We start from the raw sequence: 20,051 nt of genomic DNA on the forward strand, positions 1-20,051 counted from the left end.
GTCGTTCAGGAGCGGCCCAGTCGCCGGCGCTTCTCGCCCGGCATCGGCTTGCGGGTCACCGTCACCGCCCCCATCAGCGCCACGCCCTTGACCCGCACCAGCGGGGAGTGCGGCCCGATCTCGGGCGCGACCTTGGCCCGGCCCTCCTCGAAGGCGCCCATGATGCCGACCCCCTCGACCACCACGCGGGTCCAGGCGTTGACGTGCACGTCGACGGCGCCCATCACCGCGTTGGCGTTGATCACCACCTCGGGGGTGGCGAAGACCGCCTCGCGCAGGTCGATGGTGATCCCGCCCATCAGCGTGAGCGCGTTGTGGGTGGGCCCCACCAGCCAGGCACCCTTGCGGTCCTGGCCGCTCATCACCGCCAGGCTGCTGGTCGGCTGCGGGAGGCCGGCGTACATCGGGTGCTGCAGCGCCGGCGGCTGCCCGGGGGCGGGGACCGGCAGCATCCCCGGTGCGCCCGGGACGACGCTGCCGGCGTCGGGCAGGTCGATCACGACCGGCACCAGGTCGGCGTAGACCTTCGCGGCGTACGTCGCATCGAGCCGCTCGTCGAGCTCATCGAGGTCGATCCGACCCTCGCCCGCCGCCTCGCGGAGGAACTCCGCGGTGCGGTGCCGGTCGTCGTCGGAGATGCGCAGCTGGTCGGGGCGCGGCACCTCGGCATCCATACCCGCCAGGCTATCGCTCCGGGCTGGACGCCGAGGCGTCACCGATTCACGCCATTTCGCGGCGTGTCGGGGAACGGTTGACCGGTCGGCGGCCTTAGGGCTCAGCCGTGCAGCACGTCGCGGAAGAGGCGGCAGGTCTCGTCGACCGCGGCCTGGGCCGCCTTCGACCAGCGGCCCATGTCGACGAAGCCGTGGATCAGCCCGTCGAAGTGCTCGAGCGAGACCGGCACGCCGGCCGCGCGCAACGCCTCGGCGTACGCCGTGCCCTCGTCGCGCAGCGGGTCGAACTGGGCGACCACCACGACGGCGGGAGCGACACCGGTGACGTCGCCGCGCAGTGGCGAGAGCCTCGGGTCGGTCAGCTGCTCCGGGCCCAGGTGGCCGACGTACTGGGCGGCGAACCACAGCATCGTGGCCTGGTCGAGGAAGTAGCCCTCGGCGTTCTCGGCGCGGGAGGGGTGGTCGCTGGTGAAGTCGGTGCCCGGATAGACGAGCAGTTGGCCGGCCAACGGCACGCCCTCGTCGCGCATGGCCTGCGCGGTGACCGCCGCCAGGTTGCCGCCGGCGCTGTCACCGGCGACCGCGAGCCGCCCGTCGCCGCCCAGCTCGGCCAGGTGGGCGGCGGCCCAACGGGTCGCCGCCAAGGCGTCGTCGACCGCGGCCGGGAACGGGTGCTCGGGGGCCAGCCGGTAGTCGACCGAGACCACGACCGCCTCGCACGCGGTCGCGAGGGTGCGCGCCATCAGGTCGTGGGTGTCCAGGTCGCCGATCACCCAGCCGCCGCCGTGGAAGAGCAGCACCGTGGGCAGCTCGCCGGCCGCCGGCCGGTAGAGGCGCGCGGGGCGCTCGCCCTCCCCGCCGGGGACGGTCAGGTCGCGCACCTCGGCGACCTCGGGCAGCACCGACGGGTCGCGCAGGTCGACGGCGAGCGTGCGGAAGGCGGCCCGGGCCTCCTCGGCGCTGCCCTCGTGCATCGCCGGAGTGCCGGCGCCGGCGAGCATCTGCAGGACGACGGCGAGCTCGGGGTCGAGCCGCGGGTCGAGCTGGGTCACGGGTTCTCCTCTGGGTGGTGGCGTCGGGACGCGGGTCAGACGAAGGCGCTGATGCCGGTCTCGGCGCGCCCGATCAGCAGCTTCTGCACCTGGCTGGTGCCTTCGTAGAGCGTCATCACGCGGGCGTCGCGGAGGTACTTCGCGACCGGGTAGTCGTCGACGTAGCCCGCGCCGCCGTGCACCTGGACCGCGAGGTTCGCGGCGCGCACGGCGGCCTCGGAGGCGAACAGCTTCGCCTTGGACGCCGCGATGCCGAACGGCTGGCCGCGGTCGACCAGGTCGGCGCAGCGCCACACCAGCAGCCGTGCGGCGTCGGCGTCCAGCGAGATGTCGGCGATCATGTCCTGCACCAGCTGGAACCCGGCGATCGGCTTGCCGAACTGGGTGCGGCTCGTGGCGTACTGCACCGACGCCTCCAGACAGCCCTGCACGATGCCGACGCAGCCCGCGGCGACCGAGACGCGGCCCTTGTCGAGCGTGGTCATCGCGATCTTGAAGCCCTGGCCCTCCTCGCCGAGCCGGGCCGACTCGGGCACCCGGACGTCGTCGAGGAACAACTCGGCGGTGGCCTGGCCGCGCAGCCCGAGCTTGCCCTTCACCTCGCGGGCCTCGAACCCGGGCGCATCGGTGGGCACCAGGAAGGCGCTGATGCCGCGGGGGCCCGGGCCGCCGGTGCGCGCGAAGACGAGCGCGACGTCGGCCCAGGTGCCGTTGGTGATGAACAGCTTGCGCCCGGTGATCAGGTAGTCCGAGCCGTCCCGGCGGGCCCGCGAGGACAGGCTGCCCGCGTCCGAGCCGGTGTCGGGCTCGGTGAGGCCGAAGCAGCCGAGGACGGTGCCGTCGGCAATGCCGGGCAGCCAGGCCCGCTTCTGCTCCTCGGTGCCGAAGCCGAGCACCGACTTGCCGACCAGGCCGTTGGAGACCGACACGATGCCGCGCAGGGCCGAGTCGGCGCGGCCCAGCTCCTCCATCGCCAGCACGTAGGTGACGTAGTCGCCGCCCAGCCCGCCGTACTCCTCGGGGATGGTCAGGCCGAAGAACCCCAGCTCGGCCATCCTGGGGATGATCGCGGTGTCGACCTGCTCGTCACGGTCCCACCGGGCGCGGTGTGGCACCGCCTCGCGGTCGAGGAACTCCCGCGCCAGGCGGCGGAAGCTCTCCTGCTCCTCGGTCAGGCTCAGGTCCACGTGTGCTCCTCGGTCGGTGCTGCCGGTCAGCCGGCGTGCCGACGGATCTCGGCCTTGGCCAGCGAGTTCTTGTGCACCTCGTCGGGTCCGTCGGCGAACCGCAGGGTGCGGATGCCGGCGAACGACTCGGCCAGCGGGAAGTCCTGCGACAGGCCACCGGCACCGTGGGCCTGGATCGCCTTGTCCATGATCCACTCGACCGTGCGCGGCGTGGCGATCTTGATCGCCTGGATCTCGGTGTGCGCGCCCTTGTTGCCGACGGTGTCCATCAGCCAGGCGGTCTTGAGCACCAGCAGCCGCAGCTGCTCCACGCGCACCCGCGACTCGGCGATCCAGTCACGGACCACCCCCTGCTCGGACAGCTTGCGGCCGAACGCCACCCGGTCTTCGACCCGGCGGCACATCAACTCGATGGCCCGCTCGGCGACCCCGATCGCGCGCATGCAGTGGTGGATCCGGCCGGGACCCAGCCGGGCCTGGGCGATCGCGAAGCCCTGCCCCTCCTCGCCGATGAGGTACGACGCGGGGACCCGCACGTCCTCGAAGAGCAGCTCGGCGTGGCCGCCGTGGCTGTGGTCGTCGTAGCCGAAGACCTCCATGCCGCGCACCACGGTCAGGCCGGGGGTGTCGCGGGGGACCAGCAGCATCGACTGCTGGCGGTGTCGCGAGGCCTCGGGGTCGGTCTTGCCCATGACGATGAAGATCTCGGCGTCGGGGTTCATCGCGCCGGTGATCCACCACTTGCGCCCGTTGACGACGTACTCGTCGCCGTCGCGCTCGATGCGGGTGCCGATGTTGGTGGCGTCGGAGGAGGCCACGTCGGGCTCGGTCATCGCGAACGCCGAGCGGATCCGGCCGTCGAGCAGCGGCCGCAGCCAGCGCTCCTGCTGCTCGGGGGTGCCGAACATCGTCAGCACCTCCATGTTGCCGGTGTCCGGCGCCGCGCAGTTCATCGCGGCCGGCGCGAGGTGGCCGCTGCGCCCGCTGATCTCGGCGAGCGGGGCGTACTGCAGGTTGGTGAGCTCGGCGCCGAGGTCGCCGTGCTCGCGGGGGAGGAAGAGGTTCCACAGGCCCCGGGCGCGGGCCTGGTCCTGCAGCTCGCGCAGCACCGGGGTGCGGGTCCACGCCCAGCGGTCGTCGAGCTCGCCGAGCTGGGTGTGGAAGACCTCCTCGGCGGGGTAGACGTGCTCGTCCATGAAGGCGAGCAGGGTCGAGCGCAGCTCTTCGGTGCGCTCGTCGTAGGCGAAGTGCATGGGTGGCTCCAGAGTCCGGTGACTGGTCGTGTTGGCGAGTGATGGGGGAAGGGCTCAGCTGCCGCCGGTCAGGGTGACGCCGCCGTCGAGGACCATCGTCTGGCCGGTGACCCAGCCGGCGTCCTCGGAGAGCAGGAAGGCGACCGCGCCGGCGACGTCCTCGGGGACGCCGAGCCGCTTGAGCGGGTAGGCGTCGGCGACCTCGGACTCGCGGCCCTCGTAGAGCGCCGTCGCGAACCGGGTCTTGACCACCGCGGGGGCGACCGCATTGACCCGCACCTTCGGACCGAGCTCGACGGCGAGGTCCTCGGTGAGGCTGATCAGCATCGCCTTGCTCGCGCCGTACATCGCGATGCCGGGCGCGGTCCTGACCCCGGCGACGGAGGCGACGTTGACCACCGCGCCGCCGTGCTCGGCCATCCAGGAGCGGTGGGCCGCCTGCACCCAGGCCAGGGCGGCCAGGCAGTTGACCTCGACGATCTTGCGAGCGGCCTCGAGGTCGAGCTGCATCAGCGGGCCGAAGACCGGGTTGATGCCGGTGTTGTTGACCAGCAGGTCGAGCCGGCCGAAGGTCTGGAGCGTGCGGGCCACGGTCTCCTCGCGGTGGTCGGCGTCCGCGGCGTTGCCGGCGACCCCGATCGCGTGCTCGGGCCCGCCGAGGGCCGCGACGGCCTCCGCCAGCGCCTCGGGCTTGCGGGCGGTGACGCAGACCCGGGCGCCCTCGGCGACCAAGCGCTGCGCGATGCCCAGGCCGATGCCGCGGCTGGCGCCGGTCACCACGGCGACCTTGCCGGCCAGGCCGTTCACGAGCCGAGTCCGAGGGGGAGGGGGTGCTGCGGGTGGGGCACGGGCACGGAGGCTCCTCCTGGGCGGTTGCCGAATGACTAAGCGCTTGCTTACCCTGCGGTCACCCGGCACGTCAACCGTCGGGAGTCGACCGGAGGGAGGGGCATGGCAGCGCAGGCGACGACGGCCGGGGCCCCGGCCCGGCAGCGCCTGGTGGCCGCGGCCGTCGCGTCGTTCGCCGCCCGGGGCTTCCACGGCACCACCACCCGCGACATCGCCTCCGCCGCCGGGATGAGCCCGGCCGCGCTCTACGTGCACTACGCCTCGAAGGAGGAGCTGCTGCACGAGATCTCTCGCGAGGGGCACGAGCGGACGCTGCGGATCATCGAGGCGGCGATCGGCTCCTCGCCCGACCCAGCGACGCAGCTGGCCCGGCTGGTCGAGGACTTCGTGCGCCACCACGCCGTCGAGCACACCACCGCGCGCATCGTGAACTACGAGCTGGCCGCGCTGGCGCCCGACCACCGCGCCGAGATCGACCGGCTGCGGCACCGGATGGACGCCGCGGTCCGCGAGCTGGTCGAGCGCGGCGTGGCCGCCGGGGTGTTCGCCACCGACGACGCCCGGATGAGCGCCGGCGCCGTGCTGTCGCTGGGCATCGACGTGGCGCGGTGGTACCACGAGGGCCTGACGCGTACGCCGGACGAGGTGGCGGCGCACTACCGCGAGCTGGCGCTGCGGATGGTCGCGGCGATCACACCGTGCTGATCCCCGATCGACCGACCCACGACCGGACCGGTGGCAGGGTGGGGGCATGACCGCCTGGACCCCTGCCGAGAACCGCTACGACACCGCCGCCACCGGGATGGAGTACCGCTTCACCGGGCGCAGCGGGCTGCAGCTGCCGATGATCTCGCTCGGGCTCTGGCAGAACTTCGGCACCGACCGGCCCGAGGAGACCCAGCGGGCGATCCTGCGGCGCGCCTTCGACCGCGGCGTGACCCACTTCGACCTCGCCAACAACTACGGCCCGCCCTACGGCCGCGCCGAGGAGAACTTCGGCCGCTACCTGCGCGACGACTTCGCCGGGCTGCGCGACGAGCTGGTGATCTCGTCCAAAGCCGGCTACGACATGTGGCCGGGCCCCTACGGTCAGGGCGGCGGCTCACGGAAGTACGTCCTGGCCTCGCTGGACCAGTCGCTGGCCCGGATGGGCCTCGACTACGTCGACATCTTCTACAGCCACCGGTTCGACCCCGAGACCCCGCTCGAGGAGACGATGGGGGCGCTGGACCACGCGGTGCGCTCGGGCCGGGCGCTCTACGTCGGCATCTCGTCGTACTCCGCCGCCAAGACCCGCGAGGCCGCCGCGATCGCCCGCGACCTCGGCACGCCGCTGCTGATCCACCAGCCGTCGTACTCCATGCTCAACCGCTGGATCGAGGAGGACCTGCTCGACGAGCTGGAGGAGCAGGGGATGGGCTGCATCGCGTTCAGCCCGCTCGCCCAGGGGCTGCTGACCGACCGCTACCTGGACGGTGTCCCCGCCGACTCGCGGGCCGCGCGGGTCGGTGGCTCGCTGCCGGCCGAGCACCTCGACGACCGGGTGCTGGGCCACGTGCGGCGGCTCAACGACATCGCGGCCGCGCGCGGCCAGAAGCTGGCCCAGCTCGCGCTGCAGTGGGCGCTGCGGGACCCGCGGGTCACCTCACTGGTGATCGGTGCCTCGTCGGTCGAGCAGCTCGACGCCAACCTCGACGCGCTGGCCGGCCCCGAGCTCACCGCCGACGAGCTGGCCGCGATCGACCGCGACGCCGTGGACGCCGGCATCAACCTGTGGTCGAAGAGCATCCAGGACTGACTCAGGCCTCGCGGACGACCTCGTCGAGCTCGAGGCGGGGGAGCCGGTCGAACCAGGCGTTCTCGGCCGGGTGGCCGATGTTGACGACCAGCAGCGACTTCAGCGTGGTGCCGGCCAAGAGGTCGGCGTCGAGCGCGGCGGCGTCGAAGCCGCCCATCGGGCCTGCGGCGAGGCCGGCGGCGCGGACGCCGAGCAGGAAGTAGCCGACCTGCAGCGTCGCGTTGAACCGGGCGGCCTGCTCGCGTGCGGCGTCGTCGGCGAAGAGGTCCTTGGCGCCGGCGAAGTGCGGGAAGGTGCGGGGGAGGTGCTCGTGGAAGTCGGTGTCGGCGGCCAGCACGGCGACCAGCGGCGCGGCGCCGGTCTTCTCGCGGTTGCCCTCCGACATGTGCTTGAGCAGCCGCTCGCGCGGCTCGCCGTCGCGGACCAGCACGACCCGCAGCGGCTGGGTGTTCATCGCGGTGGGGGCGTACTTCACCAGGTCGTAGATCGCCGCGACCTGCTCGTCGGTCACCGGCTCGTCGGTGAAGGCGTTGGCCGTGCGGGCCTCGCGGAAGAGCAGGTCCTGGGCGTCGGGCGAGAGGGCAAGCGCGTTGGTCATGCAACTTTCAACCAGCCGCAGGCAAGGGATCGTCCCGCGGGACGTGTGGCGCTGGTCTCAGTCGACGCGCCGCGCCTCGCCACGCCAGGACCGACGAGCCCACCGAGTTCGTCGCCTGAGCCGAGAGTCTCAGATCGCGCGGCTCATCCGCAGCGAGTGCGCCTCGACCGTCCCGTCGTCGGCGAAGGTGAACGGCACTCGCTCTCGCTGGATGAAGCCTCGAGCGAGGTAGAAGGGGATGCCGAGGTCGTTGCCCTCGGTGACCGACACCCACTGCTCGGTGGCACCTGCGGACCTCTGCTGGTCGGTGACGAAGTCCAGCAGTGCCGTGCCGATGCCCCGCCCCCGCAGGCCGAGGTCGAGGTAGAGCACGTAGACGTGGCCGACCGCGTGGTCGAGGACCCCGCCGCCCGCGGCGCCCAGGACCTCGCCCGCCTCGGAGACGGCGACGACGTACCCCTGCCAACTGCTGGAGTCTGCGGCCGTGAGGATCTCCCCGCGCACCCGAGCCGGGTTGTAGTACTCATCGGCCTGTCGCTCGATCCTCGCCGGCGAGAGCAGGCCCCGCGACGATGCCGTGAAGCCCGCGCGGCAGACGGCGCAGATCGCCGACTCTTCTCCGGGCCGCGCCAGGCGTACCTCGTACGCCGGCACGGCACGGGGACTCGTCACGTCGCGGGAGCATAGGTGGAGCGCACGAGGGCTTGCGCGACTCCTGGTCGATCCGGAGCCGGACTGGTTGCTCCCCGGAGTCGCAGCCCCCTGAGCGGCGTCGCCCGGCGCGAGGCCCTCAGTCGCCTCGCGAACGCTCCCAGAGCGTGCAGGTGACCATCACCAGCCCGGCCAGCAGGGCGCCGGCGAGGATGTCGATGACGTAGTGCTCGGCGTAGTAGACCAGCGTCACCGACATCAGGAGCGGGTACGCCGCGAGCAGCCAGCGCAGCGGGGAGCGCAGCCGGGCGATCGCGTAGCCGGCGATCAGGAACGTGATGCCGGCGTGCAGGGACGGCATCGCGGCCACCGGGTTGCCGACGCCGTGCAGGATCATGTTGAACCGGTCGAGACCGATGTCGGCCCAGCCACGGCTGGTGATCCGGGTGACGTCCTCGGCGAGGTGGCCCTCCTCCGAGGCCATCCACGGCGGCATCATCGGGTAGGCGATGTAGATCGCCAGCGCACCGAAGTTGATCGCCAGGTAGCGACGCATCCAGCGCAGCCACTCGACCCGGTTGCGCACCCACAGCACGGCCGCGATGGTCAGCCCGGCCAGGAAGTGGGTGGCGTAGACGGTCGTGAAGACCAGGTCGTACCACCGCGGCTCGCTGGTCTTCAGGCACGGGTCGCCGCACCACGCCTCCTGGAGGCGGGCCGTGGGGGTGGTGCCGCCGCCGAGCCAGGTGTCGAACTCGATCGGCATCATGATGTGCACCGGCAGCCCGAGCTCGTCGGTCAGGCCGCGGCTGAAGAAGTAGACGACCAGCCCCAGCACCGGCAGCGACCAGTCGCGCAGGAACCCCAGGTGGTAGCGCGGCGGTGCCTCGACGTTCCAGGCGATCGTGCCCAGCCACAACCAGACGAAGACCTGCACGGTGTCGTTCGGGATGCCGAGCGTGCCCGACCACGCCAGCAGCGCCGCGGCGTACAGCGTCATCGCGAGAGCGCGGACCGGGCGACGGGTGCAAGGCGCGGGGGCCGCCGCGGGCGCGACCTCGCTCTCCACCCCCTGCGTCATGTCCGCAGTCTAGGCGGCGCGACCGACGCCGGTACCCCAGGCCTCAGCGTCGTAAACCGGATGCCGCGCCGGGCCGCGTGGCGGAGAATCGTCCCCCGTGGGACACGTGGACGTCGCCGGAGTGCGCTACGAACTGCCGGACGGGCGGGTGCTGCTGGACGACGTCTCGTTCCGGGTCGGCGAGGGCGCCAAGGTCGCCCTGGTCGGCGCCAACGGCGCCGGCAAGACCACGCTGCTGCGCATCGTCACCGGTGAGCTGGCCCCCCACGCCGGGGCCGTCACCCGCTCCGGCGGGCTCGGGGTGATGCGGCAGATGGTCGACGCCGGGCTCTCGGCAGGCTCGACCGCCGGGGGCGAGCCGACCGTCGCCGACCTGCTGCTCAGCGTCGCCCCGCGCCGGGTGCGGGCCGCCGCCGCCGACGTCGATGCCTGCGAGCTCGCGCTGATGGATCGCGACGACGAGCCCACCCAGCTGCGCTACGCCACCGCGCTGGCCGAGTACGCCGACGCCGGCGGCTACGACCTCGAGGTCACCTGGGACGTGTGCACGATCGCCGGGCTCGGGGTGCCCTTCGAGCGGGCGAAGTACCGCGAGCTGCGCACCCTGTCGGGCGGGGAGCAGAAGCGGCTGGTGCTCGAGTACCTGCTGCGCGGTCCCGACGAAGTGCTGCTGCTCGACGAGCCCGACAACTTCCTCGACGTGCCTGGCAAGATCTGGCTCGAACAGCGGATCCGCGAGTCGGCCAAGACGATCCTGTTCATCAGCCACGACCGCGAGCTGCTCGCCAACACCGCGACCAGGGTGGTCACCGTCGAGCTGGGCTCGGCCGGCAACCGGGTCTGGGTGCACCCGGGCGGCTTCGCCTCCTACCACCAGGCCCGGCGCGACCGGTTCGCGCGCTTCGAGGAGCAGCGCAAGCGCTGGGACGAGGAGCACGCGAAGCTGCGCGCCCAGATGCTGATGTACAAGCAGAAGGCCGCCTACAACGCCGACATGGCCAGCCGCTACCAGGCGGCACAGACCCGGCTGCGCAAGTTCGAGGAGGCCGGCCCACCGACCGAGCAGCCGCGTGAGCAACAGGTCTCGATGCGGCTGCGCGGCGGCCGCACCGGCAAGCGGGCCGTGGTCTGCGAGGGCCTCGAGCTCACCGGCCTGATGCAGCCCTTCGACCTCGAGATCTGGTACGGCGAGCGGGTCGCGGTGCTCGGGTCCAACGGCTCGGGCAAGTCGCACTTCCTGCGGCTGCTGGCCGCCGGCGGCAGCGACCCCGACGTGGAGCATCTCCCCGTCAGCGACGCCGAGCCGATCGAGCCGGTCCGGCACCGCGGGCTGGCCAAGCTCGGCGCCCGGGTGCGGCCCGGCTGGTTCGTGCAGACCCACGAGCACCCCGAGCTGATCGGCCGCACGCTGCTGGAGATCCTGCACCGCGGCGACGACCACCGCGACGGCATGGGCCGGGAGCAGGCCAGCCGGGTCCTGGACCGCTACGAGCTCAGCGCGTCCGCCGAGCAGCGGTTCGAGTCGCTCTCGGGCGGGCAGCAGGCGCGGTTCCAGATCCTGCTGCTCGAGCTGTCCGGGGCCACGCTGCTGCTGCTCGACGAGCCCACCGACAACCTCGACGTGCAGTCCGCCGAGGCGCTCGAGGAGGGCCTGGAGGCGTTCGAGGGCACCGTGCTCGCGGTGACCCACGACCGGTGGTTCGCGCGCGGCTTCGACCGGTTCCTCGTCTACGGCGCCGACGGCCGGGTCTACGAGTCCGACGGCCCGGTCTGGGACGAGCGGCGCGTGGAGCGGGTGCGATGACCGCCTCGAGCCTGCTGCGGATCGTCGAGGTCGACCCGCACGACGTCGCCGCCTTCGACGCCTGGCACGCGGTCTACCTGGCCGCCGAGACCCACGGGCTCGCGGGGCTCGCCTCGCCGTGGCAGCTCGAGGAGCTGCGGGTCGCCGCCCAGTCGAACGGACAGCGCGGCTGGTCGGCCAGCTACAGCGGGCACCTGGCCGACGACCCCACCGGCCCTCCGGTGTGCGTCGGCTGGGTGCGCACCCCGCTCCAGGACAACCTCGACCGCGCCGAGATCGGCGTCCACACCCACCCCGACCACCGGCGCCGCGGCCACGGGCGGGCGATGCTCGCCCACGTCGAGCGCATCGCGCGGGAGCGCGGCCGCACGGTCCTGTACGCCGAGGCCACCTGGCCCGAGGCCGGGGGAGCGGCCGGCGAGGGGCAGCCGGGGCCGGAGTTCGCCCGCGCGACCGGGTTCCACCTCGCGCTCGGCGACGTCAAGCGGGAGCTGCGGCTGCCCGTCGACCCGGCCGTGCTCGACGAGCTGGCGGCCGAGGCGGCGCCGCACCACACGGCGTACACGCTGCGGTCGTGGGTCGGTCCGGTGCCCGAGGAGCTGCTGGAGAGCTGGGCCCGGCTGAACGCATCGCTGATGACCGAGGCGCCGACCGGCGATCTCCATGTCGAGCCGGAGAGCGCCGACCCCGCGCTGGTGCGGGAGGCCGAGGAGACCGCCGCTCGACAGGGCCGCACCAAGCTCAACACCGTCGCTCTCGACGCCGCCGGCGAGGTGGTCGCCTACACCGACCTGGCCACCACGGTGCACGAGCCGGATCGCGCCTATCAGTGGGGCACGCTCGTGCGCCGCGCCGACCGCGGACACCGGCTCGGGCTCGCGGTCAAGGTCGCGAACCTGCGGCTGCTGCAGGAGATCCGGCCGGGGGTGGAGCGGCTGATCACCTACAACGCCGAGGTGAACGCGCCGATGGTCGCGGTCAACGAGCGGCTCGGGTTCCGGCCGGTGGCGCGCCTGGGCGAGTTCCAGCGGCGGCTCGGGCCGGCCGGTGCGGACGTGGGCTGACCCCGCCACCTTGGTCCGCGGGATCCGCGGTGGCGGGGCCAGGTCGCTGCGGCGGTGCCGTCAGCCGGCCCGCCCGGACTCCTCGGCGTCGGAGTCGAGGGTGAGCGTCACGGTCTGCTCGGGCTCGTCGCCGCGCAGGTAGGCGACCTCCACCTCGTCCCCGGGCCGGTAGGAGCGGATCGTCGCGACCAGGGAGTCGGCGCTGGTGATCAGGGTGTCGTCGACGCGGATGATGACGTCGCCGGCCTCGAGGCCGGCCTCCTCGGCGGTCGACCCGTCGCCGATCTCCTGCACCAGGGCGCCGGGGGCGGCCGCCATCGCGTCGTCGTCGAGCCCCTCCGGCGTCTCGGCCTGCTCGGAGTTGTCGGAGACGGTGATGCCGAGGCGGGCGTGGGTCGGCTCCTCGCCCGCGGCCATCTGCTCGACGATCGGCATCACCGCGTCGATGGGGATGGCGAAGCCCAGGCCGATCGATCCGCCCTGCTGCCCGCCGAAGGTCGAGGCGTCGGTGCGGATCGAGGCGTTGATGCCGACCACGTGGCCGGCCATGTTGACCAGCGGCCCACCGCTGTTGCCGGGGTTGATCGCCGCGTCGGTCTGGATCGCCGGATAGGTCGTGGTGTTGCCCTCGCCGGCCGGGCCGACGTCGACCGGACGGTTCAGCGCGCTGACGATGCCGCTGGTGACCGTGGACTCCAGGCCGAACGGCGAGCCGATCGCGACGACGGTCTCGCCGACGTCGAGGTCGCCGGAGCTGCCGAGCGTCACCGGGGTGAGCCCGTCGACGTCCTGGGCCTGGATCACCGCGGTGTCGGTCAGCGGGTCGGTGCCGAGCACCTCGGCCGGGGCCGTCGAGCCGTCGCCGAAGGAGACCCGGATCGTGCCGCCCTCGCCCACGTCGCCGACGACGTGCTCGTTGGTGAGGATCTGGCCGTCGGAGCTGAGGATGATGCCCGAGCCGGATCCGGAGCCGGACGGCCCCGCCACGTCGATCTTGACCACCGAGGGCAGCACCTGCTGGGCCACGGCCTCCACGGACCCCTCCGCGGCCGGCTCGTCGCTGGTCTCGGCGACCTGGGCGGTGGTCCGGGCGCCGGAACTGCCGCTGCCGGAGTCGGTGTCGTCGTCGACCACCGACCACAGCGCCGCCCCGCCGAAGCCGGCCCCGCCGCCCACGACCAACGCCGCGGCGACCACGGCCGCGGCCAGGCCCGTGCTCCGGCGCCGCCGCGGCGCGGGCGGCGTCCAGTTGGGTGGCGGCTGGGTCGGATAGGTAGGTGCCGGTCCGAACGGTGTCGTGTCCGGCCAGTCCGCCGTGGCCTCGGGGCGGGGGGTCTCGTCCGGCGTGGCGCCGGGGTGGTCGGGTCGCTCGTCCATGCCACGAGAGTGCCCGGCACGCCTGTGATCATGCTGAGACCGCGCTGGGCGGTCGCGAAGAAAGCGGCCCGCAGGTCCTTGAGTCGGGGTGTGTGCTGAGTCACACTGCGGGCGCACCCTCACGTCCATCCCGAGTCGCACAGGAGCCGCATGAACGCCACCGCCGCCCCCGAGGTCCCGGTCAGCTCCGCGCCCCGGCCCCGGTTCGTCGACGACCGGCTCGCCCACTGGGCCGAGCACACGCCGGACGCCGAGGCGATGACCTACCTCTCCCGCAGCTGGACCTGGGCGCAGTGGAACGACCGGGTACGCCGGGCCGCGGGCGGCCTGCAGGCGCTCGGCATCGGCCGCGGCGACGTGGTCGCCTTCCTCGACAAGAACCACCCCGCCTGCGTCGAGATCACCTGGCCGCCGGGTCGCTCGGTGCCGCGAACGCGATCATCAACTGGCGCCTCGCCGGCGACGAGATCGACTACGCGGTCAACGACAGCGGGGCGCAGGTGCTGGTGGTCGGCACCGAGCTGCTGCCGGCGATCGAGCAGATCCGCGATCGGCTCACCAACGTGCGGGAGGTCATCGAGGTGACCCCCGAGGGCGGCGAGGCCGACCCCTACGAGGCGTGGCTGGCGTCGTCGGCGCCGGTGGCGCGTCCCGCCGACGTCGACCCCGGTGACGTCTGCCTGGTGATGTACTCCTCCGGCACCACCGGCCGGCCGAAGGGGGTGATGCTCACCCACACCAACATGGTCGAGCACACCCTCAACGCCCACGACGGCTGGGTCTTCGAGCCCGGCGACAAGTCGATGGTGGCGATGCCGCTGTTCCACGTCGGCGGGTCATCGTACGTGCTGTTCGGCATCCACGACGGCATCCCCAGCGTGATGACCCGCGACCCCGACGGCGCCTCGCTCGCCGGCGCGATCCTGAACGGCGCGAACCGCACCTTCCTGGTGCCCGCCGTACTGGCGCAGGTGCTGCAGTCGGGGCCGGACGCGGTGAAGCTGTTCGGTGCGCTGAAGACCTACACCTACGGCGCCGCGCCCATGCCGCTCCCGCTGCTGCGCGCCGCCATGGAGGCCTGGCCCGACACCGACTTCATCCAGGTCTACGGGCTCACCGAGGTCGCAGGTGTGGCCACCCACCTGATGCCCGAGGAGCATCGCGACGCCCTGGCGTCCGGCCGCACCGAGGTGCTGGTCTCGGCCGGCAAGCCGATCCCGGGCACCGAGGTGCGCGTGGTCGACCCGGGCACGCTCGCCGACGTGCCGGTCGGTGAGCACGGCGAGCTCTGGCTGCGCAGCAAGCAGGTGATGAAGGGGTTCCTCGGCAAGCCCGAGGAGACGGCGAAGGTGCTCGTGGACGACGGCTGGTTCCGCACCGGCGACATGGGCCGAGTCGACGCCGAGGGCTTCGTCTACGTGCAGGACCGGATCAAGGACATGATCATCAGCGGCGGGGAGAACATCTACTCGCCCGAGGTCGAGCGGGTGCTGGCCGAGCACCCGGCCCTGATGGAGGTCGCCGTGATCGGCGTCCCCGACGACACCTGGGGCGAGACCGTCAAGGCGGTGGTGGCCTGCAAGCCCGGCGCCTCGGCGACCGAGGCCGAGATCATCGAGTTCTGCCGCGAGCGGCTGGCCCACTTCAAGTGCCCCAAGAGCGTCGACGTGGTCGAGGCACTGCCGCGCAACCCCACCGGCAAGATCCTCAAGCGCGAGCTGCGGGCGCCGTTCTGGGAGGGCCACGACCGGTCGATCGTGTGAGGTCGGCGCCCGGTCCGGCTGGTCTAGCGACCCGCTGGGCCGGGCAACGGCTCCACCACAGACACCCCACAGACGGACAACGCCTCGACCACCTGTCGGGAACAGTGCGCCGCACCCCCTCGAGCGGGTGCGGCGAGGCTGGCACGGTGACCCGTGTCACCGGGTCGGTCGTCGCGCAGGCTGCCGAGCCAGGCCACGTCGAGGGAGTTGCACATGAGCACGTTCCGTCTGCCCAGGCTCCGGCAGCGCGCCGTCCCGATCCATCTCGGCCTGGTCCGCAGGGCTGGTGTGGCTGGCCTCGCCGCCGGCGCGCTGGTCGCCACGATGCTGCCGGCCGCGGCGCTCGCCGGCGCCGCACCGGCCACCGTGGTCACCTGCACCGACACCGTGCACCCGCTCGGTGCCGCCACCGGGTGGACCGAGTTCGTCGAGGGCGACGGCACCCGCAGCTCGGAGTCGGAGGGGTCGATCGCCTACGGCGGCAACCTGCCAGCCGGCGGGATGCCGGTCGGCACCCGGCTCACCCATGCCCCGGGCGACCCTGCCCTGGTCGTCGCCGGCGCGCACGGCAGCTTCAACCTCCACGCGGGGAGTGCCTACCTCACCCCGCAGACCGGCGTGAACTTCAACGGCGGCGGGGCCTATCTCGCCACCAACCCGATCGACTTCGCCGCCGCGTTCGCCCACCTGCGGTCGGTGTCGACCGCGTGGGGCGCGCTGCCCGACACCGGCACCGTCACGACCGGCCTGACGGGTGGCAACCAGGCCGCGGTGCTCACCGGCACCGACCCCCAGGTCAACGTCTTCACGCTCACCCCCGCCCAGGCAGCGAACAAGCACCTCGGCATCGACGTGCCCGCCGGCTCGTTCGCCCTGGTCAACGTGCCCGGCGGCAGCGCCACCTTCGCCGGGCAGACCTGGCTGAAGGTCGGCGGCGGCTGGCAGCAGGCCCACGACGACAACATGGCCCCGTTCGCCGGGCTGCTGTTCAACTTCCCCACCGCCACCTCCGTGACCCTGAACTGGGGCTCCGCGTGGGGCGGCAGCATCCTGGCCCCGAACGCGCACGTCGTGGCCAACACCGCCCACACGATCGGGCAGGTGATCGCAGCCTCCTTCGCCTCGACTCGGGAGACCCACCTGCGCCTCTTCCCGTCCACCGTGTGCGTCCCCGGTGACACCCCGGACCCGCCGGAGGAGCGCTCCGACGTCACGATCACCAAGACCGCGTCCACGGCCTCGCCCCAGGGTGGCGACACGCTCACCTACACGCTCACCGCGCGCAACATCGGTGCCGCCACCGCGACCGACGTCGTCGTCCGCGACGAGCTCCCGGCCGGCGTCACCTACGTCTCCGCCTCCGCCCCCTGCACCCAGGCCGCCGGTGTGGTGACCTGCTCGCTCGGCGACCTGACCGTCGGGGAGAGCCGGACGATCACGATCACGGTGGTCGCCAACCCGGTCGCCGGTGCGGGCCCGTCGTCGCACCCGCAGGCCCACCACTGGCTCACGCCGTACAAGGTCGAGCAGCACGTCGACCTCGAGCCCGGCCAGACCCGCAGCATCACCGAGAGCTGCGAGCCCGGCGACTTCGTCTCCGACGGCTCGATCCGCATCGACCACGTCGACCAGGACACCGGCACCTTCCACGACGTCCGGGTGCTCAGCTCCGCGGCCACCGGCCCCGGCGCGTGGAAGGCCGTCGTGAGCAACCACGCCACCGGCCGCGTCCAGGCCAAGGCGTTCATCGTCTGCCTGCCCTCCCACACCGAGGTCGCCGACAGGCAGACCGGCCACGCGGACGGGCACCGGCACCCGCTGTCGGTCGACCCGACACCGGTCACCGCCACCGCGGCGTACGCCGTCGGCCGGCACACCGCGTCGGTGACCTGCCCGACCGGCACCACGGCGATCGTCCCGGGCTACGCGCTCTCCGGCGGTGCCGCCAGGCTGGTCGGCTCCGAGAAGAACGGCTCGGGCTGGACGTTCACGCTCGACGTCACCGCCCCCACCACGGCCACGTTCTCCGCGCACTGCCTGCGCACCACCCTCGGTTCGGTGCAGGGCCACAGCCACGACCTCGTGCTCACCCATGTCGAGCGGACCGTCAGCATCCCCACCGGTTCCCCGGTCGAGGAGCAGGTGATCTGCCCCGACGACGCCAAGGGCATCGTGGCCACCTGGCTGCTGCCTCCCGGCATCACCCCGCTGGGCAACGACCCCAGGCTCAAGGCGCGGGCGTTCCGGCTCTGGAACACCAGCGGCTCGGCCAAGAACGCGCTCATCGACCTGGAGTGCCTCGGTGACCGCACCACCACCGAGAAGATGGGCACCGACGACCCGGTCGTGGTGACCAACACCGCGACGATCAGCTCGGTCTCGGTCGACGCCGACCCCGGCAACAACAGCGCGACCGCCACGATCACAGTCCGGCCGGGCGGCACCACCGCGGTGGTCACCCCCCGGGCGGCGCTGCGCGCGGGCAAGTTGCGGATGCAGGTCGTCTCCTCGATGCCGGGCAGCGGCAAGGTCACCGTGCGCAAGAGCGGCCGGACCCTCGCCACGGGCTCGGTCCGGCTCGCCGCGGGCGGTTCCCGGACGGCAGCGCTGCGGCTCACCGGTCGGGCGCCGGGCGACGGCAGCCGGGTGACGGTGGTCGTCGACCCGCAGCGCGGCCCCAAGACCCGCACCTCGGTGGTGGTGGCCCGACGCTGACCGCCCAGTGACGTGAAAGGCACCTCTCGGCCCGGCCGGGAGGTGCCTTTCGCGTCACTCGGTGGCGACCACTAGACGGGGAGGCCCCGATCGCGGAGCTCGAGCCGCAGCCGCTCGGCGCTGGTGAAGACCACAGCGTCCATGCCCGCCGCGGTCGCCGCGACGACGTTGTCGCGACGGTCGTCGACGAACACCAGTCGCGGCATCGGCAGCCCGGTGCGCAGCCGCACCACCTCGAACACCGCCGGGTTGGGCTTCGCGACCCGCTCGGTGCCCGACACCACCACGTCCTCGAGGAGGCCGAGGAAGTCGAAGGTCGTCGGGGCGTGCGGATAGAGCTCGTGCGACCAGTTGGTCAGCCCGAACTGGCGCACCCCCGCAGCGTGCAGCTCGCGGACCAGGTCGGGTGTTCCCGGCACGGCGCCCCGCAGCGAGGCGGTGAAGTGGGCGCGGTAGGCGCGAGCGTGCGCGGCCCAGTGCGGGTGGGTGCGGGCGACCTCGGCCTCGGCCTCGGCCCAGGAGCGGCCGGCGTCCTGCAGGTAGTTCCACGCCATGAAGTCGAAGTCGTCGGCGTCCAGGAACCGTCGGGCCTCCTCCTCGCCGACCCCGGCCGCGATCGCCGGCAGCGGGTCCCAGTCGACCAGCACGTTGCCGAAGTCCCACACGACGCCGGCCGGAGACGACGAGAGCCCCGCCGCGGGCGCGGCGGGGCTCTCGACGGTGCTCACGACCAGCGTTCGGCGGCGGGCACGAACGTCAGGCCACGCTCACCGGTGTAGATCTGCTTGGGGCGCGCGATCTTCTGCTCCTTGTCCTGGACCAGCTCCAGCCACTGGGCCAGCCAGCCCGGCGTGCGGCCGATCGCGAACAGGACCGTGAACATCTCCGGCGGGAACTGCAGCGCCTCGTAGATCAGGCCGGAGTAGAAGTCGACGTTCGGGTAGAGCTTGCGCGAGACGAAGTACTCGTCCTCGAGGGCGATCTTCTCCAGCTCCAGCGCGATCTCCAGCAGCGGGTTGACCCCCACGACCTCGAACACGTCGTCGGCGGCCTGCTTGATGATCTTCGCCCGCGGGTCGTAGTTCTTGTAGACCCGGTGGCCGAAGCCCATCAACCGCTCGTTGCCGTCCTTCACGCCCTTGATGAAGTCGGGGATGTTCTCCTTGGTGCCGATCCGCCGCAGCATCCGCAGCACCGCCTCGTTGGCGCCGCCGTGCAGCGGGCCGTAGAGCGCGGCGACGCCCGCGGCCACCGCGGAGTACGGGTCGACCTGCGAGGAGCCCACCGAGCGCACCGCGTTGGTCGAGCAGTTCTGCTCGTGGTCGGCGTGCAGGATGAACAGCACGTCGAGCGCGTGCACCAGCCGCGGGTCGGCGTCGTACTTCGACTCGCTCATCTTGAACAGCATCGAGAGGAAGTTCGCGGTGTAGCCGAGGTCGTTGTCGGGGTAGACGTACGGCTTGCCCTGGGCGTGGCGGAACGACCATGCGCCGAGCGTCGGCATCTTCGCGATCATCCGCACGATCTGCATGTGGCGGTTCTCGGCGTCGCTGATGTTGCGGGCGTCGGGATAGAACGTCGACAGAGCACCGACGGAGGCCATCAGCATGCCCATCGGATGGGCGTCGTAGCGGAAGCCCTGCATGAAGCTCTTGACGTTCTCGTGGACGAAGGTGTGGTAGGTGATCTCGTGCACCCACGCGTCGTACTCCGCCTTGGATGGCAGTGATCCGTGGATCAGCAGGTAGGCCACCTCGAGGAAGCTGGACTTCTCGGCCAGCTGCTCGATCGGGTAGCCGCGGTACTCCAGGATGCCCTGGTCGCCGTCGATGAAGGTGACCGCGCTGCGGCAGGAGGCGGTGTTGACGAAGCCGGGGTCGTAGACCGCAAGGCCCGGGGTGTCGTCGCTCGGCCGGATCTTCCCGAGGTCCGCGGCCTTGATGGTGCCGTCGGTGATCGGGAGGTCGTACTCCTGTCCGGTGCGGTTGTCGCGGACGGTGAGAGAGTCTGTCACGCCCCCAACCTAAACCGCCGGGGGGAGGGGTCGCGAACCCGGTGTCCGTCCCGCGGTCGGCGCCCCCCCGCTCCCCGGCGGCGCCGCGAGCGGTCCAGCCGCGTTTTGACCGGCCCCGCGACCGACCCGTATCTTTGACGGTCGGGCCTCCTGCCGCGCTCTGAACCCGTT

Annotated in this window: 17 protein-coding genes and 1 pseudogene; 7 read left to right on the forward strand and 11 right to left on the reverse strand. The window is 72.5% G+C overall.

What is annotated here, in order from left to right:
* Nucleotides 1–5 precede the first annotated feature (5 nt).
* From D6B71_RS15780 to D6B71_RS15800, 5 genes are all read right to left on the reverse strand, one after another.
* On the reverse strand, nt 6–674 hold the full coding sequence (locus D6B71_RS15780; protein WP_121256778.1) for a DUF1707 SHOCT-like domain-containing protein: 669 nt from the start codon (nt 672–674) through the stop codon (nt 6–8).
* A gap of 101 nt (nt 675–775) precedes the next feature.
* Nucleotides 776–1,726 carry an alpha/beta hydrolase gene (locus D6B71_RS15785; protein ID WP_240641454.1) on the reverse strand — a complete coding sequence of 317 codons (951 nt, stop codon included), beginning with the start codon at nt 1,724–1,726 and terminating at the stop codon, nt 776–778.
* 35 nt (nt 1,727–1,761) lie between these two features.
* Entirely contained in the window at nt 1,762–2,913 is a 1,152-nt protein-coding gene (locus tag D6B71_RS15790; RefSeq protein ID WP_121256781.1) for an acyl-CoA dehydrogenase family protein, read from the reverse strand.
* A 26-nt stretch (nt 2,914–2,939) separates the two neighbouring features.
* Nucleotides 2,940–4,166, reverse strand: a complete 1,227-nt coding sequence (locus tag D6B71_RS15795; protein ID WP_121256784.1) for an acyl-CoA dehydrogenase family protein — start codon at nt 4,164–4,166, stop codon at nt 2,940–2,942.
* 54 nt (nt 4,167–4,220) lie between these two features.
* Nucleotides 4,221–4,973 carry an SDR family oxidoreductase gene (locus tag D6B71_RS15800; protein ID WP_121256787.1) on the reverse strand — a complete coding sequence of 251 codons (753 nt, stop codon included), beginning with the start codon at nt 4,971–4,973 and terminating at the stop codon, nt 4,221–4,223.
* A 144-nt stretch (nt 4,974–5,117) separates the two neighbouring features.
* Here D6B71_RS15800 and D6B71_RS15805 point away from each other — a divergent pair, with 144 nt between their 5' ends.
* Both D6B71_RS15805 and mgrA read left to right on the forward strand, forming a co-directional pair.
* A complete protein-coding gene (locus D6B71_RS15805) occupies nt 5,118–5,720 on the forward strand; it encodes a TetR/AcrR family transcriptional regulator (RefSeq protein ID WP_121256789.1) in 603 nt (200 codons plus the stop codon).
* 46 nt (nt 5,721–5,766) lie between these two features.
* Nucleotides 5,767–6,813, forward strand: a complete 1,047-nt coding sequence (mgrA, locus tag D6B71_RS15810; RefSeq protein WP_121256791.1) for an L-glyceraldehyde 3-phosphate reductase — start codon at nt 5,767–5,769, stop codon at nt 6,811–6,813.
* A gap of 1 nt (nt 6,814) precedes the next feature.
* Here the strand turns inward: mgrA and D6B71_RS15815 are convergent, their stop codons facing one another.
* The 3 genes from D6B71_RS15815 to D6B71_RS15825 all read right to left on the reverse strand — a co-directional run bounded on the left by D6B71_RS15815 (nt 6,815) and on the right by D6B71_RS15825 (nt 9,143).
* The gene (locus D6B71_RS15815; protein WP_121256793.1) at nt 6,815–7,411 is read right to left on the reverse strand and encodes a malonic semialdehyde reductase; all 597 of its coding nucleotides are present in this window, start codon (nt 7,409–7,411) and stop codon (nt 6,815–6,817) included.
* A 129-nt stretch (nt 7,412–7,540) separates the two neighbouring features.
* Nucleotides 7,541–8,083: a GNAT family N-acetyltransferase gene (locus D6B71_RS15820; RefSeq protein ID WP_206051798.1), complete on the reverse strand. Its 543-nt coding sequence runs from the start codon at nt 8,081–8,083 to the stop codon at nt 7,541–7,543.
* Nucleotides 8,084–8,201: 118 nt separating this feature from the next.
* Complete coding sequence (locus tag D6B71_RS15825; protein WP_121256795.1) at nt 8,202–9,143, reverse strand: phosphatase PAP2 family protein; 942 nt, start codon at nt 9,141–9,143, stop codon at nt 8,202–8,204.
* Nucleotides 9,144–9,240: 97 nt separating this feature from the next.
* Between D6B71_RS15825 and D6B71_RS15830 the strand changes: the two genes are divergently transcribed.
* Nucleotides 9,241–10,947, forward strand: a complete 1,707-nt coding sequence (locus D6B71_RS15830; RefSeq protein WP_121256798.1) for an ABC-F family ATP-binding cassette domain-containing protein — start codon at nt 9,241–9,243, stop codon at nt 10,945–10,947.
* Entirely contained in the window at nt 10,944–12,011 is a 1,068-nt protein-coding gene (locus D6B71_RS15835; RefSeq protein WP_121256800.1) for a GNAT family N-acetyltransferase, read from the forward strand. The genes D6B71_RS15830 and D6B71_RS15835 overlap by 4 nt, the downstream gene beginning before the upstream one ends.
* Before the next feature lie 60 nt (nt 12,012–12,071).
* Here the strand turns inward: D6B71_RS15835 and D6B71_RS15840 are convergent, their stop codons facing one another.
* Nucleotides 12,072–13,388, reverse strand: a complete 1,317-nt coding sequence (locus tag D6B71_RS15840; protein WP_121256802.1) for a S1C family serine protease — start codon at nt 13,386–13,388, stop codon at nt 12,072–12,074.
* A 150-nt stretch (nt 13,389–13,538) separates the two neighbouring features.
* Here D6B71_RS15840 and D6B71_RS23950 point away from each other — a divergent pair.
* The 3 genes and pseudogenes from D6B71_RS23950 to D6B71_RS15850 form a co-directional block, all read left to right on the forward strand.
* Nucleotides 13,539–13,775 (forward strand): annotated as a pseudogene (locus D6B71_RS23950) (AMP-binding protein); the annotation flags it as partial.
* On the forward strand, nt 13,682–15,151 hold the full coding sequence (locus tag D6B71_RS15845) for an AMP-binding protein (RefSeq protein ID WP_206051799.1): 1,470 nt from the start codon (nt 13,682–13,684) through the stop codon (nt 15,149–15,151). The pseudogene D6B71_RS23950 and the gene D6B71_RS15845, both read left to right, overlap by 94 nt.
* Before the next feature lie 213 nt (nt 15,152–15,364).
* Nucleotides 15,365–17,866, forward strand: coding sequence for a choice-of-anchor A family protein (locus D6B71_RS15850; RefSeq protein ID WP_121256805.1), 2,502 nt, complete (start codon nt 15,365–15,367; stop codon nt 17,864–17,866).
* 71 nt (nt 17,867–17,937) lie between these two features.
* Here D6B71_RS15850 and D6B71_RS15855 read toward each other — a convergent pair whose 3' ends face one another.
* Both D6B71_RS15855 and D6B71_RS15860 read right to left on the reverse strand, forming a co-directional pair.
* Nucleotides 17,938–18,594, reverse strand: coding sequence for an HAD family hydrolase (locus D6B71_RS15855; protein ID WP_121256808.1), 657 nt, complete (start codon nt 18,592–18,594; stop codon nt 17,938–17,940).
* A complete protein-coding gene (locus tag D6B71_RS15860; protein ID WP_121256811.1) occupies nt 18,591–19,880 on the reverse strand; it encodes a citrate synthase in 1,290 nt (429 codons plus the stop codon). The genes D6B71_RS15855 and D6B71_RS15860 overlap by 4 nt, the downstream gene beginning before the upstream one ends.
* Nucleotides 19,881–20,051 lie beyond the last annotated feature (171 nt).

Source organism: Nocardioides ferulae (assembly GCF_003660455.1).
GTDB classification, from domain to species: Bacteria; Actinomycetota; Actinomycetes; order Propionibacteriales; family Nocardioidaceae; genus Nocardioides; species Nocardioides ferulae.

Excerpts from the sequence above, each read along its gene's own strand:
- D6B71_RS15780 (WP_121256778.1), bottom strand. The coding sequence starts at position 674 with ATGGATGCCGAGGTGCCGCGCCCCGACCAGCTGCGCATCTCCGACGAC.
- D6B71_RS15795 (WP_121256784.1), bottom strand. The coding sequence starts at position 4,166 with ATGCACTTCGCCTACGACGAGCGCACCGAAGAGCTGCGCTCGACCCTG.
- D6B71_RS15805 (WP_121256789.1), top strand. The coding sequence starts at position 5,118 with ATGGCAGCGCAGGCGACGACGGCCGGGGCCCCGGCCCGGCAGCGCCTG.
- mgrA (WP_121256791.1), top strand. The coding sequence starts at position 5,767 with ATGACCGCCTGGACCCCTGCCGAGAACCGCTACGACACCGCCGCCACC.
- D6B71_RS15815 (WP_121256793.1), bottom strand. The coding sequence starts at position 7,411 with ATGACCAACGCGCTTGCCCTCTCGCCCGACGCCCAGGACCTGCTCTTC.
- D6B71_RS15825 (WP_121256795.1), bottom strand. The coding sequence starts at position 9,143 with ATGACGCAGGGGGTGGAGAGCGAGGTCGCGCCCGCGGCGGCCCCCGCG.
- D6B71_RS15835 (WP_121256800.1), top strand. The coding sequence starts at position 10,944 with ATGACCGCCTCGAGCCTGCTGCGGATCGTCGAGGTCGACCCGCACGAC.
- D6B71_RS15840 (WP_121256802.1), bottom strand. The coding sequence starts at position 13,388 with ATGGACGAGCGACCCGACCACCCCGGCGCCACGCCGGACGAGACCCCC.
- D6B71_RS15850 (WP_121256805.1), top strand. The coding sequence starts at position 15,365 with ATGAGCACGTTCCGTCTGCCCAGGCTCCGGCAGCGCGCCGTCCCGATC.